Consider the following 15477-nt stretch of genomic DNA (forward strand, 5'->3'; position numbering starts at 1 on the left):
CCGCCGTCAGCGTCGTCTTGCCATGATCGATGTGCCCGATCGTCCCGATGTTTACGTGCGGCTTTGACCGGTCAAACTTTTCCTTGCCCATGACTCTCTCCGTATTTCCTGCGTCTCGTTGACTTCTAAATTCGTGCGAAGACTAACGCCTCGCGATTATTTTGCGTTTGCTTCTTTGCCCTGCACCTTGGCAATGATCTCTTCCGAGACCGAGCGAGGCGCTTCTTCGTACTGCTTGAACTGCATCGAGTAGTTCGCACGGCCCTGCGTGGACGACCGCATATGAGTGGCATAACCAAACATCGTGCTCAGAGGAACGGTGGCCTTGATTGCCTGCGTACCACCGACCATCTCCATACCTTCGATACGGCCACGACGGCTGTTAAGATCGCCGATGATCGTACCCATGTACTCTTCGGGAACGGTCACTTCAACCGACATCACCGGCTCCAGCAGAACAGGCTTTGCCTTGCGGGCGGCTTCCTTGAAGGCCATTGAACCGGCGATCTTGAATGCCATTTCGTTTGAATCGACATCGTGATAGCTACCGTCGTAAAGCGAAACCTTAACGTCCACCATCTCGTAGCCGGCCAGAATGCCGCGCTGCATCGCGTCTTGAATTCCCTGATCGATCGGCTTGACGTACTCCTTCGGAATAGCGCCACCCTTCGTATCGTTGGTGAACTCATAACCCTTACCCGGCTCGTTGGGCGAGATCCGGATCTTGCAATGGCCGTAGTTACCAGAACCACCGGTCTGACGAATGTACTTGCCTTCAGCGTCAGAGTTCGCGCGAATGGTCTCGCGGTAGTTCACCTGGGGCTTACCAACATTGGCTTCGACCTTGTACTCACGCATCATGCGATCGACGATGATCTCAAGGTGTAGCTCGCCCATACCGGCGATGATCGTCTGGCCAGAATCGATGTCCGTGCGAACACGGAAGGTTGGATCTTCCTGCGCCAGCTTGGCAAGCGCCATACCCATCTTTTCCTGGTCAGCCTTCGTCTTCGGCTCGACAGCGACCTCGATAACAGGCGCCGGGAAGTCGATCGACTCAAGCACTACAGGATACTTATCCGTGGTGATCGTGTCGCCGGTAACAAGATTCTTCAAACCAACCGCAGCGCAGATATCGCCCGCGAGGATCTCAGTGATCTCTTCACGCTTGTTGGCGTGCATCTTCAACAGACGGCCAATACGCTCCGTCTTGCCCGTCCGCGGATTCAACACCGAGTCGCCGGTCTTCAACTGACCCGAGTAGACGCGGATGAAGATCAGCTGACCAACGAACGGGTCGGTCATGATCTTGAAACCAAGCGCCGAGAACGGCTCGTTATCATCAGCCTTGCGGATAACCTCTTCTTCCATGTTGTCGGGGTTGTGACCGATCATGGGAGGAATATCGAGCGGGCTAGGCAGGTAGTCGACAACTGCATCGAGCAGCGTCTGCACGCCCTTGTTCTTGAACGAAGAACCGCAGAGGACCGGGAAGATGTTCATCGCGATGGTCGCCTTGCGGATACCAGCCTTAAGCTGTGCCTCGGTCGGCTCCATACCTTCGAGATAAAGATGCATGATCTCATCATCAGAATCGGAGACAGCCTCGATCAGGGACGCACGCGCAGTCTTGGCCTTATCGAGCAGGTCGGCAGGAATCTCTTCTACCGAGTACTCTGCGCCCATGGTCTCGTCGTGCCAGTAGATCGCCTTCATTGTGACGAGATCGACAACGCCAAGGAACTTCGCCTCGGCGCCAATCTGAATGTTGATCGGTACCGCACGCGCGCCCAAACGATCAACGATCGTTGAAGTCGCGTAAACAGCGTCCGCGCCGGCCTTGTCCATCTTGTTGATGAAGCAGATCCGGGGAACCTTATACTTGTCAGCTTGACGCCAGACAGTCTCAGACTGAGGCTGCACACCAGCAACCGCGTCAAAGCAGGCAACCGCACCATCAAGCACACGGAGCGACCGCTCCACCTCGGCCGTGAAGTCCACGTGGCCAGGCGTGTCGATGATGTTGATGCGGATGTTCTTCCAGGTGCAGGTCGTCGCCGCGGAGGTAATCGTAATTCCGCGCTCCTGCTCCTGCTCCATCCAATCCATGGTCGCAGTTCCCTCGTGCACTTCTCCGATACGATGCGTGATGCCCGTATAGAAGAGAATGCGCTCGGTCGTCGTCGTCTTGCCGGCGTCGATGTGCGCCATGATACCGATGTTCCGGCAACGATTCAGAGGTGTAGTGCGTGCCACGATCTATCTCTCATCTGCGAGCATCTGCTCGCGGTAATAACTGCGTGAACCTAAAATCCTAAGGACGCTGCTGGAGAACTAACTACCAGCGGTAGTGCGCGAAAGCCTTGTTGGCTTCGGCCATACGGTGGACGTCTTCCTTCTTCTTCATCGCGGCGCCACGGCCATTGGCTGCATCGAGCAACTCAGCGGTGAGCTTCTCAACCATGCCCTTCTCGCCACGCGCGCGGCCGTAGGTCACAAGCCAACGGATAGCGAGCGAAGTTCGGCGCTCCGGCAGAACTTCGATCGGTACCTGGTAGTTCGCACCACCAACACGGCGGCTCTTGACTTCGAGAAGCGGCTTGCAATTCTCGATCGCCTTCTTGAACAGCTTGAGGGCTTCGTCGCCACCCTTCTGCTCAAGGTTGGTCATGGCGGTGTAGAAGATGCCCTGCGCGGTCGACTTCTTGCCGCCCCACATCATCGAGTTAACAAACTTCGTGACCAGCGTCGAGTTATAGACCGGATCTGCAGCAACTTCACGCTTTGCGATGTAACCTTTTCTCGGCATTGCTTTCTCTTCTCGTCTTCCTTCAGGACCGTAGAACTCTCAAGCCCTGAACCTGATTGATGCGACCAGCCGATTTCACTCAGCCAGCCGGGTTGATCTCAAAACTACAAACTATTTCGCAGCTGCTGCCTTCGGACGCTTCGCGCCGTACTTCGAGCGGCTCTGCTTGCGGTTGGCCACGCCGACCGAGTCGAGCGTGCCGCGAACCACGTGATACCGGACGCCCGGCAGGTCCTTCACACGGCCGCCGCGGATCAGCACAATCGAGTGCTCCTGCAGGTTGTGGCCGATGCCCGGGATATAAGTCGTAACTTCAATCCCGTTGGTGAGGCGAACACGCGCAACCTTCCGGAGAGCCGAGTTCGGCTTCTTGGGGGTCTGAGTGTAAACGCGGGTGCAGACGCCACGACGCTGGGGCGAACCCTGGAGCGCGGGACTGGCGGTCTTATAACGAGTGGGCGTGCGGCCCTGCTTGACGAGCTGATGGAACGTAGGCACTAGAACTCCTTGTTAATGCGCGCGAAACATGACAACCAAACTTATGTGAGACGCACAGGTAGGATTCAAGCTTCGCCTTTTGCGGTACAAGCCCCGTACACGCAAAAAAGTGAGAACGCTGAAGCGTCTCTGACGAAGATCTTCCCTGCTGCGTCTGTAAACCGGTACAACAAACCAGACGTAAACAGTCGACGGTGGCCGAGCGCCTTTCCTTAACTTTCAAAGGATGAGCCGACTCCGTTTCGCTGTCCCGGCCCGCATAGCCCATCCAGGGTGGAGGGTGTCGCAGGCACGATTGCGATAGGCCGCAGACGAATGACATTCAGATCCGATGAATCAAACGAATCACTGACCGGGAATGTCCTGCGGTGAATCTCTTGTATCCAGTATAGCGCAATCATCCTCAACCCGTCTTGCGACAGGAAGCGAACCTAAGATCACGTGGGTTTTTCTCCACCCATCCGTGCGTCGAGCTTCCCCTACGACACGGTCCGGATACTCGCGGAACCTTTTTACAATATCAATATGGCGGCAAAACGTCAAATTTTTCGCCACTTTTCCCACCAAAAACGCCGATTGCACATCTCAGGATGCAGCCGTCGCCCTCATGACAAAAGAGCATGCCTCCATGCTAGGCTTTTCGAATGGCTTTGGCAGATTTCCGTACGTGTTCCCCCTCCTTTCATTTCATCGCCTTCACTGCGGTCCTTCTCCTTGGACCCATCTCCGCAGCGCAGGCTGAGTCCGATGCGGCCACCGCGCCGAAAGACCCGCGGATCGGATCACTCATCGAGACACTTGGCCAAACGAAGATCCCCAGCGAGGCAGCTATCTCGCCCGACGGCGCGACGGTAGCCTGGTCAGTTCGATCGCACGGAAGTACTCAAATTCATCTCTCCGATGTAGCGAATCCGGATCCCGCCAAGGAAAAAATCGTAAGTACCGGATCGGGAGCAACCGACTGCAGCAGTTCGAATCCGAAGTGGTCGCCAGACGGAGAATCGCTCACATTCGTCTCCGGCTGCACAGCCAAAACCGACGCGAAGGGACAGGATCAGGTCTTTCTCTGGTCGAAGAGCACCGGCGAATCAAAACAGTTGACCCATCTCACAGGCAACATCGACTCTCTCGCGTGGTCCCATGACGGAAAGTCCATCGGATTCCTCTTTGTCGAAAACGCCACGCGCAGTGCGGGAGCTCTCGCCGCCATGAAGCCCTGGTCCGGAGTAATCGGCGAAGATGGAGTCGAGATTCAGCGAGTCGGAGTCGTCCAGGTCGCAACCGGCGACTTCGCACAGGTGACGCCGGCAAATCTGCACGTCTACGAATTCAACTGGTCCCCCGACTCGAAAAGCCTTGCCTTCGTAGCAGCAAATCCCCCAGGCGAAAACAACTGGTGGGTCGCCCAACTCTACACCGAAGATCTAGCCACCGGCCAGCCCAAATCCATCCTCGACACCTCGAAGATCTCCGGCTCCCTCCACGGCCTCCAGATCGCCGTGCCCCGCTGGTCGCCGAACGGCAAGCAAATCGCCTTTATCGGCGGCATCATGAGCGACCAGGGATCAACTGGCGGCGACCTCTACCTCATCCCCTCCACAGGAGGCGAACCGAAGGACGTAACGCCGGGACGTAACGCGTCGGTCGCCTACTTCGGCTGGGCCGGGCCGGAGATTATCGCCATAGCGGAACACGTCGGCGGCAGCAGCCATCTCGTCGCTCTCGACCTCGCCACCGGCAAAGATATTCCCCAAACCAGCGTGACCTTCCCCGAGTCAATCGGCGCCGGCGACCTGGTCATGAGCGTCTCTCTCTCCCACGAACACACCATCGCGCTGATTCGCAGTTCCTTCGAGCGTGCCCCCGAAGTATGGGCTGGCCCGCTTCACGACCTCAAGCAGATCACCCACCTCAACGACGACCTCAAACCCACATGGGGCAAGACCGAAAACATCGAGTGGACCAACGGAGGATTCAAAGTTCAAGGCTGGCTGCTTTACCCTGCGAACTATGACCCTGCGAAGAAATATCCTCTCCTTGTAAGCGTCCACGGTGGACCTTCAGCTGCCGTTACCCCCCGCTGGCCCGGTGTCGGCTACGGCGGCGTGCCGTTCTCAGCCCTCGGATACTTCGTCTTCATGCCGAACCCGCGCGGAAGCTACGGCCAGGGAGAAAAATTCACCCAAGCCAACGTCAAGGACTTCGGCTACGGCGACCTCCACGACATCCTCGCCGGCATGGACGTCCTCGAAAAGCGCTTCCCCATCGACAAAAATCGTGAAGGCCTCACCGGCTGGAGCTACGGTGGCTTCATGACCATGTTCGGCGTCACGCAAACCAATCGCTTCCGAGCTGCAGTCGCCGGAGCAGGTATCAGCGACTGGAAGAGCTACTACGGAGAAAACTCCATCGACCAGTGGATGGTGCCGTTCTTCGGCAAAACCGTCTATGACGATGCGGACGTCTACGCCAAGAGCTCGGCGATCGAGTACATCAAGAAAGTAAAGACCCCAACCTTGGTCGTCGTAGGGGATCGCGACGGCGAGTGCCCCGCTCCGCAGAGCTTCGAGTTCTGGCATGCGCTCCGTGCCGAAGGCGTGAAGACGCAGTTAGTGATATACCCGAACGAGGGACACGCGTTCCGCGATCCCGCCCACCGGCGAGACGTTCTCGAGCGCGCTCTGAACTGGTTCGAGACAGAGATGCCCGCAAACTAGACGGGCCATCTCCAAGCCTCGCTCCCTTCAACGATTTTTTTTTGCGGAAGGGAGCGACCTTCCCACGATGCGAAATGATTGGTTGGATCGTCCAATCAGCGTTCACTATTAGGCCCGGACGATTTGCTTCCGGTCTGTGCAGCTTTTACACTATGGGTTCAGCTATCCAGCGGTTGCGGTGTGACCGTTCAGCTTGAGTTCTGGTTGGACGGGGAGGTTCAATGCGTCGGTTTGTCACGGTAGTCTTTCTTCTGTTTTTCACGATTCCTTTTGGCGTCTCAATAGCAGGCTGTTCCAAAAAATCAGCCACCGTCTTCTGCAACGGCGGAGACACCGGCCCTGCCGTAGGTCAGGTGTCGAACATCACACTACAGCCGAAGATCTTCGGCGTCTCGCTGAACTTCGCGCAGATCGGTCAGGTCACCGCACCGACCGCAATCGACTGCAAACAGACTGCCGTAACGGTGTCCAGCTATACCTACTCCACCTTCCTCCCGAACGGCCAGCCGGACATGACAATCGCCGATGTGCAGCCCACCACCGGCCGTCTCTGCGCAGGAACCTGGAACAGGAACACCGGCGGCGGCATTGCCGACTTCACTACCTGCAACCCCACCAATAAATCCGGCACCGTCTACGTCATTGCCAATGGTGGCGGAGTCAGCAGCAATCCCCTTCCTATCTTCGTTCACCCCGTCGTCACCAACGTCACTCTCGGTCCACTCTCAACAGACTGCGTCAACGATCCTGCTACCAACTGCAGCCCCGCAGCATTTGACACGCAGGCCTCCACCTGCGCACAAACCACCAATGGAAACGGCTGCTGCGCCGTACCGGTTCCGACAACCGCCACTGCAGCCGCTGAAACCGGTTGTGTCTCCCAATCCGTCACCAGCCAGCTCGCTGCCAGGGTGGTGGCCGGAAACGGCGCGAATATCAGTTGCCAAGTCGGCCATCTCTCCTACGCCCCGCAGACCGCTACCGTTGTCACCATCGACGAGAACGGCGTCGCGACCGCGCAGCAACCAGGTTCGACTGTCATCACCGCAAATATCTCGAACGCAGGAAGCTCCGCAGGATTCTTTTCCACCTGCCCTCCCATTTCGATCCAACTCACCGCACCTGTTGGGACCACACCTTCCAACAGCGTCATCGTCAATCCCAACAACGTTCAGCCGATTAACATTGTAGCGATAGACAAAAATAATACGATCCTCACCGGCCTCACCCTCAACTTCGAATCCACCACTCCCACCACGATTCCCGCTGCTTCAGCCGCCTCGGTGACCCCCATCTTCCCCGGCGCAGCTGCCATCACTGCCGTCTGCCAGCCTCCCACCTGCAATCCTGCCCCATTCAATCAGATTGGCCTCTTCGGCAACGGAAAACCAATCACCTCGAATCCTGTTCTCGTGACAGCGCCAGGCACCAACAGCACCAATCTCTACATTGCAAGCACCAACTCGTTTTATCTGGTGCCGGTAGATTTCACGCAGCCTCAGCTCGGAAGCCCGATTCGCCTGCCCTATCAGCCCAACTCGATGGTCATCAGTGACGACGGGAGCACCGTCTACATGGGGAGCTCCTTCGAGTTGATGACCTTCGCTACCGCGACCAACAGCTTAAGCGCTCAGGACACGACCGTACCCGGCTCTGTACTCGCAATCTCCCCCGACGGTACAACCCTCGTCATCACCGATCCGATTCGCCAGTTCGTCTACCTCTACACCCCGAGCAACGGCACTATCCAGACCCAATACGGCGGCGTTGGCACCCACGCCGTCTTCTCGCCCGACAGCACCACCGTCTACATCACCCTCGGCAACTACGACGCTTCGACCGGCGTCACCACCCCGAACAATCAGCTCCTCGTTCACTCCACCTTCACCGGCTGGTACCAGACGCAAACAACGCTGCCCAACTCGACTACACCGGTAAATACGACCGACGTCGCCATCGGGGTTCCAAGCGTTGGGGCTTTCTTCGGCGGCAGCAACACCACGGCCCGCTCCTACTGCCCGGTGGCGACGATAGTAGGCTTGCCGGCCACCACCGATTCGACTACTACCAACATCTTCTACCCGGATGCCGCTGTGCTCGGCCCACAAACAGACCGAATTGCCACTACAAACGACGGTCAGCACGTCCTGGGCGCGACTGTCACACCAACTCCAACCTTCACCGACCTCTCGACGGCGCCGGGGCTGCCGGACAACGAATGCAACGAAACCAACTCGACGACAGGCCTCACCAAGCCGCAAACGTTTTCAACCAGCACCGCCTTCACTGGGCCACTCCCCGGTATCACCGCCACGGCGATCACCGGCATCTTGCCTACCTCTGACTCGAAGATCGCCTTCGTAACCTATCTAGGCAGCGGAGCCGTCGTGCCGACCTACAGCCCGCAGGCCACCGGCGCCGGAACTCTTGGCAGCATTCCGCTATCGACCGCGCTGGGTACACCCATCGCACCGGTCGCTGGCGTCGTCAGTGCCGACAACCAGACCTTCTTCGCGGGCACATCAGGTGACAACGCCGTCCACCTCATCACCAAACAGACCGACGGCACCTACAAGGACACCACGACTCCGATCGCGCCGAAGCTACCCGACGCGAACGGAAACATCGTCGCTCCGAACCTCCTGGTACAGAAGCCCCGGAAGGCTACTTCCTAGAATAGGTCCTGCCGGACGGGTACCCTGCGCGAGCAGCGGTCACTTCGCGACTCGTGATTGCTTAGCAGGGTGCTCCCGTCGGTCGCCAGCAAAGATCCGCGCCGACCAACGGGAGGGCTAACGGTTCATCCAGCCAAGACCGGTACACAAGCCACGAAGTGACCGCCGCCCGCGCAGGGCGCCCGTCCGGCAGGACACCGTCTCAGGCAAGCCGTGTCTTCAGCACATCCCGCGCAATCGCATCTAGAACGCCATTGAGGAAGTGAATTGACTCAGGCGCAGCAAACCGCCGTCCAATCTCCAGCGTCTCGTTGATGATGATCGCAGCAGGCGTATTGGGAAATCCCAGCATCTCAGCGACCGCAGCCCTCAACAGATTTCGGTCAACCACCGGCATCCGCTCCAAACGCCAGTTCTGCGCATGCGCCTCAATCAGCTTGTCGATCTCCTCATCGCGAGTCGTAGCGATACGATAAAGATCTTCCGCAAATCCCCGCGTCTCGGCGTCCACATCTTCCACCGAGGCCCAGAAGAGCTTTTGCACTTGCTCAGGCGCCTGCTTGCCCAAGTCCCCCTGAAATAACATCTGCATCGTAAGTTCACGCGACTTCCGGCGGGTGCCCATTATTTTTTCCCCCCGTCGTTCTCTGCCGCGAGCTTACGCTGAAGCGACACCATCTCAATCGCCGCACTGGCCGCCTCGAACCCTTTATTCCCTGCCTTGAGCCCAGCGCGATCCAATGCCTGCTCCAGAGTCTCGCAGGTCAGCACCCCAAACGCATGCGGAATCCCAGTCTCCTGTTGCGACTGGCCAATCCCTCGCGCCACTTCGTTGTAAATCGCCTCGTAATGCGCCGTCTCGCCGCGAAGCAGGCACCCCAGCGTAATGATGGCGTCAAACTTCTTCGACTCCGCCAGTGTCCGAGCGGCGTTTGGCACCTCCCACGCACCCGGAACCCGAACAACCTCAATGTCCGCCCTAGCCGCACCACTGCGATGCAGCGCATCCAGCGAGCCCTGCAGCAGCCTATCGGTAATCACCGTATTCCACCGCGTCGTCACCACGGCAAAGCGCATATTCGCGGCGCTCAGGTCGCCCTCAATCGCCTCCGGCAAGCCATGAAGCGGATTCTCCGACTGCCAGAACCCAATCCTCAGCTCCGGACTAATCTGCACGGTGAAGAGCCTGCTGTTCCAGTGCGTCAGCTCCGTGCCCGACAGAATATCTGCGATCTCCTCGCTGCGATAGCTGGTGAGCAGCCACTTTTCTACAAGCGAACGAATGTGATCCAACTGCGTTGTCTCGACCAGGACAGGCGGCACCGCAGGCGCCCTTCCAGCGACGAACTCAAGGTTCCCAACAGGCGCCAGGAAGGCAGCTCCACGACCCTGCCCATCCTGCCAGCCCTTGCCTTGCTCGAAACCAAGAGCGGAAAATAGGCTGGCGACACGGTCAAACTCAGCCTCCGAGGCGATCGCGCTCACGAGCGTAATTCCCTTAATCATAGATTCGATTGTATCGTCTGGAGTGCGAAGCAAGCTTGCCCGAGGAGTGGTCTGTGAACTACGAAACGCTGTTGTGCGAGGTAAAGGATCAGGTAGCGCGTGTCACTCTGAACCGTCCCCAGGTGCTCCACGCCCTCAACGCCCAGGTCTTCAACGAACTGGAAGCGATCTTCACCACGCTCGCGACCGACCCTGCCGTTCGGGTCATTCTCCTCACCGGCTCCGGCGAAAAAGCCTTCGCCGCGGGCGCAGACATCAACGAACTCGCCGGCACTGACCCCGTCGCGGGAGAGGCCAAAGCCCGCCGCGGCCAGGCGGTCTTTCGCCTCATCGAGACCTGCGGCAAGCCCGTCATCGCCTGCATCAACGGATTCGCCCTCGGTGGCGGCTGCGAGCTCGCCATGGCCTGCACCATGCGCCTCGCCAGCGAGACCGCGCGCCTCGGCCAGCCCGAAGTAAAGCTCGGCCTCATCCCCGGCTACGGTGGAAGCCAGCGCCTTCCCCGCCTCGTCGGTCAGCCAGCGGCGCTAAAACTCCTTCTCACCGGCGATATGATCGGTGCCGCCGAAGCACTGCGAATTGGCCTCGTAGACGAAGTCCTCCCCGCCGACAAGCTCATGGAGCGAGCCGAAGCCCTGGCCAAAACAATTGTCAGCATGGCACCACTCGCCATCTCCGCCTGCCTCGAAGCAGTACGCGACGGAAGCGAAGCCAGCCTCGAAGAGGCCATCGACATGGAAGCAAAGATCTTCGGACGCCTCTGCGGAACCGCGGATAAGCAGGAGGGCACCAAAGCCTTTCTGGAAAAACGCGTTCCCGTGTGGACAGGACGATAAATCACCGATCTTTGCGAGGAATTACAGGCAATTTTGGCCTTTTGATCGATGCGGTGGCTTGGTATGCTGTGATCGTGCCCAGACAGTTTTTATCAAGCGCCTCTCTCTCCCGACCGTCGTTCCTCAGCCATTCACTGCTTCGCTGCTCCCTGCCTCTATCCGCCCTCGCGCTCTCTCTCGCCCTCACCGGCTGTTCTCACCCCTCCATCCCCTCCATTCCCAACGTCTCTGAAGCCAACGCGCTCGCGGCCGAGCAGCAGCAGGAAACAGCCCTCGCCCGTCAGCAGATAGAGCTAATCCCCCCTCCCTCGAAGACCCGCTACATGGCCGTAAAGAGCCTCAACCTCTGGGAGAACCCATACATCACCGTGCAAGGCGGAATGGCAACCCTGCACGTCGTCGTCGCTGACGCCAACACCAGCAACCTCGGCGTCGGCGGTATGCTCCGTCCCATCGGCGCACGCCGTCGCGATCTCAACGTACGCGTGTCCGACCTTCCCACCGCCCTCAATGCCATCCCCGAAGACTCCTGGCCGTACGGACGCGTCATAGCAGTAGAAGAAGCCCACGAAGTCCCCACGAGCGCCCGGCCACAGGTTCGGCGCAACATGGAGAGCGTCATCAAAACCCTCAGCGACCTCGGCGTAGTCGTCTACGAGTGGAGCGACAACGGACGCAGTTGATCTCGCGAACTCGCCTACGCAAGCAGGTCTGATCTTCCATCCACGGTTGCGCTAAGATGCTCGTACCTTTGAGTGCGGCAAATCTTTAGAGCTGGGTGAACGATTGCAACTGCATACGACGGCACTGGTAGTCTTCTGTTTTTTCTTTCTCCTCGTAACTCTTGCCGGATTCTGGGCCGCACGATGGCGAAGACCGAAGACAGGCATGGGCTCGCTCGAGGAGTGGGGCCTCGCCGGCCGCAGCTTCGGTACCTGGATCACATGGTTCCTCATCGGTGGCGACCTCTACACCGCCTACACCGTCATCGCGGTCCCCGCAGCTCTCTACGGCGCCGGCGCGATGGGATTCTTCGCAGTGCCTTACGCGGTCATCGCCTACCCGTACATGATGCTCGTCTTGCCGAGACTCTGGACAGTATGCCACCGCCACGGTTACATAACCTTTGCGGACTTTGTCAACGGCCGTTACGGCAACCGCTGGCTCACCATCGCCATCGCGCTAACCGGCGTTCTCGCCCTCATGCCTTACATTGCGCTCCAGCTAGTCGGCATCCGCGTCGTCATCGGAGCCATGGGCATCCACGGGGAGTGGCCCCTCGCAGCCGCCTTCGTCATCCTCGCCGCCTACACCTACTCAAGCGGCCTGCGCGCCCCGGCGGTCATCGCCATCGTCAAGGACGTAATGCTCTACATCATGGTCCTCGCCGCTCTCATCTACATCCCTCACAAACTCGGCGGCTACGCCCGGGTCTTCGAAATCGCCAATCAACTACTGGCCCACCACACCCCAACCGCCACGATTCATCTGAAAGAGGGACAGTTCCTCGGCTACTCCACCCTCGCCATCGGTTCTGCCATAGCCCTCATGCTCTACCCCCACACGGCCACCGCAGTCCTAAGCGCGCAGAGCGCAAACGTAGTACGCCACAACGCCGCCATGCTACCGGCCTACAGCTTTCTCCTCGGACTCATCGCCCTCCTCGGCTATCTCGCCCTCGCCGCAGGCGTCGTCACCAAGGACGCGAACATGGCCGTCCCATTGCTCTTCCTCAAAATGTTTCCCGAGTGGTTCGCCGGCTTCTGCCTCGCCGCGGTCGCCATCGGCGCGCTCGTACCCGCAGCCATCATGTCCATCGCTGCCTCAAACCTCTTCACGCGCAACCTCTACGGAGCGCTGCTCAAACGGAAGATGCTCCCCGAAGAAGAATCGCGCATGGCCAAGGTCGTCTCCCTGGTAGTCAAGTTCGGCGCACTTCTTTTCGTCCTCAAACTCCCCGCGCCCTACGCCATCGAGATGCAACTCCTCGGAGGAATCTGGATGGGCCAACTATTCCCCTCGGTCGTAGTTGGCGTCTTCACCCGATGGTTCAACCCGTGGGCGCTTCTCCTAGGCTGGGCCGCAGGCATGTCCAGCGGCACCGCAATGGCCGTCGCGCTCGGCCTCAAGAGCTCGGTATATCCCCTTCACCTCTTCGGAAGCACGTACCCCATGTACGCCGCCGTCCCCGCTCTGCTCCTGAACCTCGCCGTCTCCACGGTGCTGACGCTCCTATTCCGCGCAATGAAGATAACCTCCGGCAGAGACTCCACGGACGCCGCAGCCTACATAGGATAGCCAAAAAGGTATACAAGTCACGAAGTGACCGCCCTCCGCGCAGGAGGCCCGTCCGGCAGGACGCCTCTACTCCCACTCAATCGTCCCCGGCGGCTTCGATGTAATGTCATACACCACCCGATTGATCCCACGCACCTCACTCACAATCCTGCTCGAGATCGTGCGCAGCACCTCATACGGCAGCGGAGCCCAATCTGCCGTCATCCCATCCTCACTCTCCACCGCCCGCACCGCACACGTGTTCGCATACGTCCGCTGGTCCCCCATCACACCAACCGACTTCACCGGCAGCAGCACCGCGAAGCTCTGCCAAACCTTCCGATAAAGCCCAGCCTTCTTAATCTCATCCACCACAATCTGGTCGGCCTCTTGCAGAATCGCCACTCGCTCCGCCGTCACCTCACCCAGAATTCTCACAGCGAGTCCCGGCCCCGGAAAAGGCTGCCGCTCAATAATGTCGTCCGGCATCCCAAGGTCTCGTCCAATCCGCCGCACCTCATCTTTGAACAGATCCCGCAGCGGCTCAATCAACTTCAGCTTCATATCCGCCGGCAGCCCACCTACATTGTGGTGGCTCTTGATCGTATGGCTAGGCCCATGCACACTCGACGACTCGATCACATCCGGATAAAGCGTCCCCTGCACCAGCCACGCAATCTCCTCCCCCGAACTTTTTTCGGCCTCGAAGATTTTCTTCGCCTCATCATCAAACACAGCAATAAACTCGTTCCCAATTACCTTCCGCTTCTGCTCCGGATCCGTCACGCCCGCAAGCTTCGCCAAAAATCTTTCACTGGAATCCACAGCCACCACATTCAGCCCCAGCTGCTCGCGCATCGTCGTCTGCACCTTCTGAAACTCATCCTTCCGCAGCACGCCGTTGTTCACAAAGATGCAAGTCAGCCGATCACCAATCGCCCGCGCCACCAGCACCGCAGCCACGCTCGAATCCACACCCCCACTCAACCCGCAGATAGCATGCCCGGTCCCAACCTGCGCCCGCACCCGCTCCACTGTCGATTGAATAAAGTGCTCCGGCGTCCAATCCTGCTCCGCCCCGCAGATATCCAGGCAAAAATTCTTCAGCAGCTCCATCCCCTGCCGCGTATGCGCAACCTCGGGATGAAACTGCACCGCCCAAATCCCTCTCGCCTCATCCGCAATCCCCGCCACCGCATTCGAAGTCTTCGCCGTCAAATGAAATCCCACGGGCAGTTCCTCGGCCTCGTCTCCATGCGACATCCACACATCGAGCGATCCCGGAAGGCCACGAAACAGCGGCGTCTCCGCCACCACCGTCACCTCCGCGTGCCCATACTCACGCGCAGCTGCACCCACCACCTTTCCACCAAGATGATGCACGATGAACTGCAGCCCATAGCAGATTCCCAGCACCGGGACGCCCATCGCCAGAACACCCACGTCCGCATCCGGAGCATCCGCGTCATACACAGAGCATGGCCCGCCCGAAAGAATCACACCCTTCGGGTTCAGCTTTTTCACCTGTTCTAGAGGAGCTGTGCAAGGCAGCACAACCGAGAAAACATTAAACTCACGAATACGCCGCGCGATGAGCTGCGTATACTGCGACCCAAAATCCAGAATGACAATCGTTGAGGTATCCACTTACCTAGTGTAAACGCGGCAACGAAAGTCTTTCCCTAGTACAAGTTCTGCCTGCGTCGATACGAGGAATTCCTTTCGCGCGCGCTCTCCATACCGCTCACCACCGCAATTCCCAACATGATCACGGCGATTCCGACAATATAAGACTCAGGAATATGGCTCAGATATGCAAGGTAGGAGACCGCAGCGATCAGAAACAGATATGCAACGGCATACAAGGCAGAGGACATGATCTTCTCCAAAAAGGGGAATCAAGGGCCCGTGCTTGAGTAAGATGCCGTATTTTCTGCCTGGATGGCAAAAACTTTAGTACCCGCCCGACCGCGGCTATTAACTAGGATCTTTATGCCGTGTCGTCTGCACTCCGGTAACAATCCCAACTCCAAGCATGATCACAGCAATCGCAACAATGTAGTGCTGCGGGATATGCATCAGATGCGCAAGATAAGCCACACCCGCAATCAGGATTAAATATCCAACCGCATAGATGCCAAATGACATAGTCGTTCTCC

General features: G+C 58.6%; 14 protein-coding genes. 5 read left to right on the top strand and 9 right to left on the bottom strand.

Annotated features, from left to right (window positions below; translation table 11 throughout):
- The 4 genes from HDF14_RS00005 to rpsL all read right to left on the bottom strand — a co-directional run.
- The coding region (locus HDF14_RS00005; RefSeq protein WP_183769003.1) for a GTP-binding protein at positions 1 to 91 on the bottom strand (91 nt) is incomplete at its 3' end.
- Between the two features lie 65 nt (positions 92 to 156).
- The gene (fusA, locus tag HDF14_RS00010; RefSeq protein ID WP_183972353.1) at positions 157 to 2256 is read right to left on the bottom strand and encodes an elongation factor G; all 2100 of its coding nucleotides are present in this window, start codon (positions 2254 to 2256) and stop codon (positions 157 to 159) included.
- 82 nt (positions 2257 to 2338) lie between these two features.
- Positions 2339 to 2809, bottom strand: coding sequence for a 30S ribosomal protein S7 (gene rpsG, locus HDF14_RS00015; protein ID WP_158943903.1), 471 nt, complete (start codon positions 2807 to 2809; stop codon positions 2339 to 2341).
- A 111-nt stretch (positions 2810 to 2920) separates the two neighbouring features.
- Positions 2921 to 3307 (bottom strand): 30S ribosomal protein S12, encoded by a 387-nt coding sequence (rpsL, locus tag HDF14_RS00020; RefSeq protein ID WP_123489299.1) that lies wholly within the window; start codon positions 3305 to 3307, stop codon positions 2921 to 2923.
- A gap of 644 nt (positions 3308 to 3951) precedes the next feature.
- Here rpsL and HDF14_RS00025 point away from each other — a divergent pair.
- The gene (locus HDF14_RS00025) at positions 3952 to 6024 is read left to right on the top strand and encodes a S9 family peptidase (RefSeq protein ID WP_183972355.1); all 2073 of its coding nucleotides are present in this window, start codon (positions 3952 to 3954) and stop codon (positions 6022 to 6024) included.
- 221 nt (positions 6025 to 6245) lie between these two features.
- A complete protein-coding gene (locus HDF14_RS00030; RefSeq protein WP_183972357.1) occupies positions 6246 to 8699 on the top strand; it encodes a hypothetical protein in 2454 nt (817 codons plus the stop codon).
- Positions 8700 to 8901: 202 nt separating this feature from the next.
- On the opposite strand, the gene nusB is transcribed toward HDF14_RS00030, so the two are convergent.
- Together nusB and ribH are read right to left on the bottom strand one after the other, a co-directional pair.
- Positions 8902 to 9324: a transcription antitermination factor NusB gene (gene nusB / locus HDF14_RS00035; RefSeq protein ID WP_183972359.1), complete on the bottom strand. Its 423-nt coding sequence runs from the start codon at positions 9322 to 9324 to the stop codon at positions 8902 to 8904.
- Positions 9324 to 10205 (bottom strand): 6,7-dimethyl-8-ribityllumazine synthase, encoded by an 882-nt coding sequence (gene ribH, locus HDF14_RS27095; protein ID WP_183972361.1) that lies wholly within the window; start codon positions 10203 to 10205, stop codon positions 9324 to 9326. Before ribH ends, nusB begins: the two co-directional genes overlap by 1 nt.
- Positions 10206 to 10258: 53 nt before the next feature.
- Here ribH and HDF14_RS00045 point away from each other — a divergent pair, with 53 nt between their 5' ends.
- From HDF14_RS00045 to mctP, 3 genes are all read left to right on the top strand, one after another.
- Positions 10259 to 11041: an enoyl-CoA hydratase/isomerase family protein gene (locus HDF14_RS00045; RefSeq protein WP_183972363.1), complete on the top strand. Its 783-nt coding sequence runs from the start codon at positions 10259 to 10261 to the stop codon at positions 11039 to 11041.
- Positions 11026 to 11724 (top strand): hypothetical protein, encoded by a 699-nt coding sequence (locus HDF14_RS00050; RefSeq protein ID WP_313899449.1) that lies wholly within the window; start codon positions 11026 to 11028, stop codon positions 11722 to 11724. The genes HDF14_RS00045 and HDF14_RS00050 overlap by 16 nt, the downstream gene beginning before the upstream one ends.
- Before the next feature lie 103 nt (positions 11725 to 11827).
- Positions 11828 to 13339 carry a monocarboxylate uptake permease MctP gene (gene mctP / locus HDF14_RS00055; protein WP_406707088.1) on the top strand — a complete coding sequence of 504 codons (1512 nt, stop codon included), beginning with the start codon at positions 11828 to 11830 and terminating at the stop codon, positions 13337 to 13339.
- Positions 13340 to 13405: 66 nt separating this feature from the next.
- On the opposite strand, the gene guaA is transcribed toward mctP, so the two are convergent.
- From guaA to HDF14_RS00070, 3 genes are all read right to left on the bottom strand, one after another.
- Positions 13406 to 14965: a glutamine-hydrolyzing GMP synthase gene (gene guaA / locus HDF14_RS00060; RefSeq protein ID WP_183972365.1), complete on the bottom strand. Its 1560-nt coding sequence runs from the start codon at positions 14963 to 14965 to the stop codon at positions 13406 to 13408.
- Positions 14966 to 15000: 35 nt separating this feature from the next.
- Entirely contained in the window at positions 15001 to 15195 is a 195-nt protein-coding gene (locus tag HDF14_RS00065) for a hypothetical protein (protein WP_183972367.1), read from the bottom strand.
- 100 nt (positions 15196 to 15295) lie between these two features.
- On the bottom strand, positions 15296 to 15466 hold the full coding sequence (locus HDF14_RS00070) for a hypothetical protein (RefSeq protein ID WP_183972368.1): 171 nt from the start codon (positions 15464 to 15466) through the stop codon (positions 15296 to 15298).
- Positions 15467 to 15477: the final 11 nt, after the last annotated feature.

Origin of the sequence: Tunturiibacter gelidiferens (assembly GCF_014201335.1) — a bacterium.
Lineage (GTDB): Bacteria > Acidobacteriota > Terriglobia > Terriglobales > Acidobacteriaceae > Edaphobacter > Edaphobacter lichenicola_E.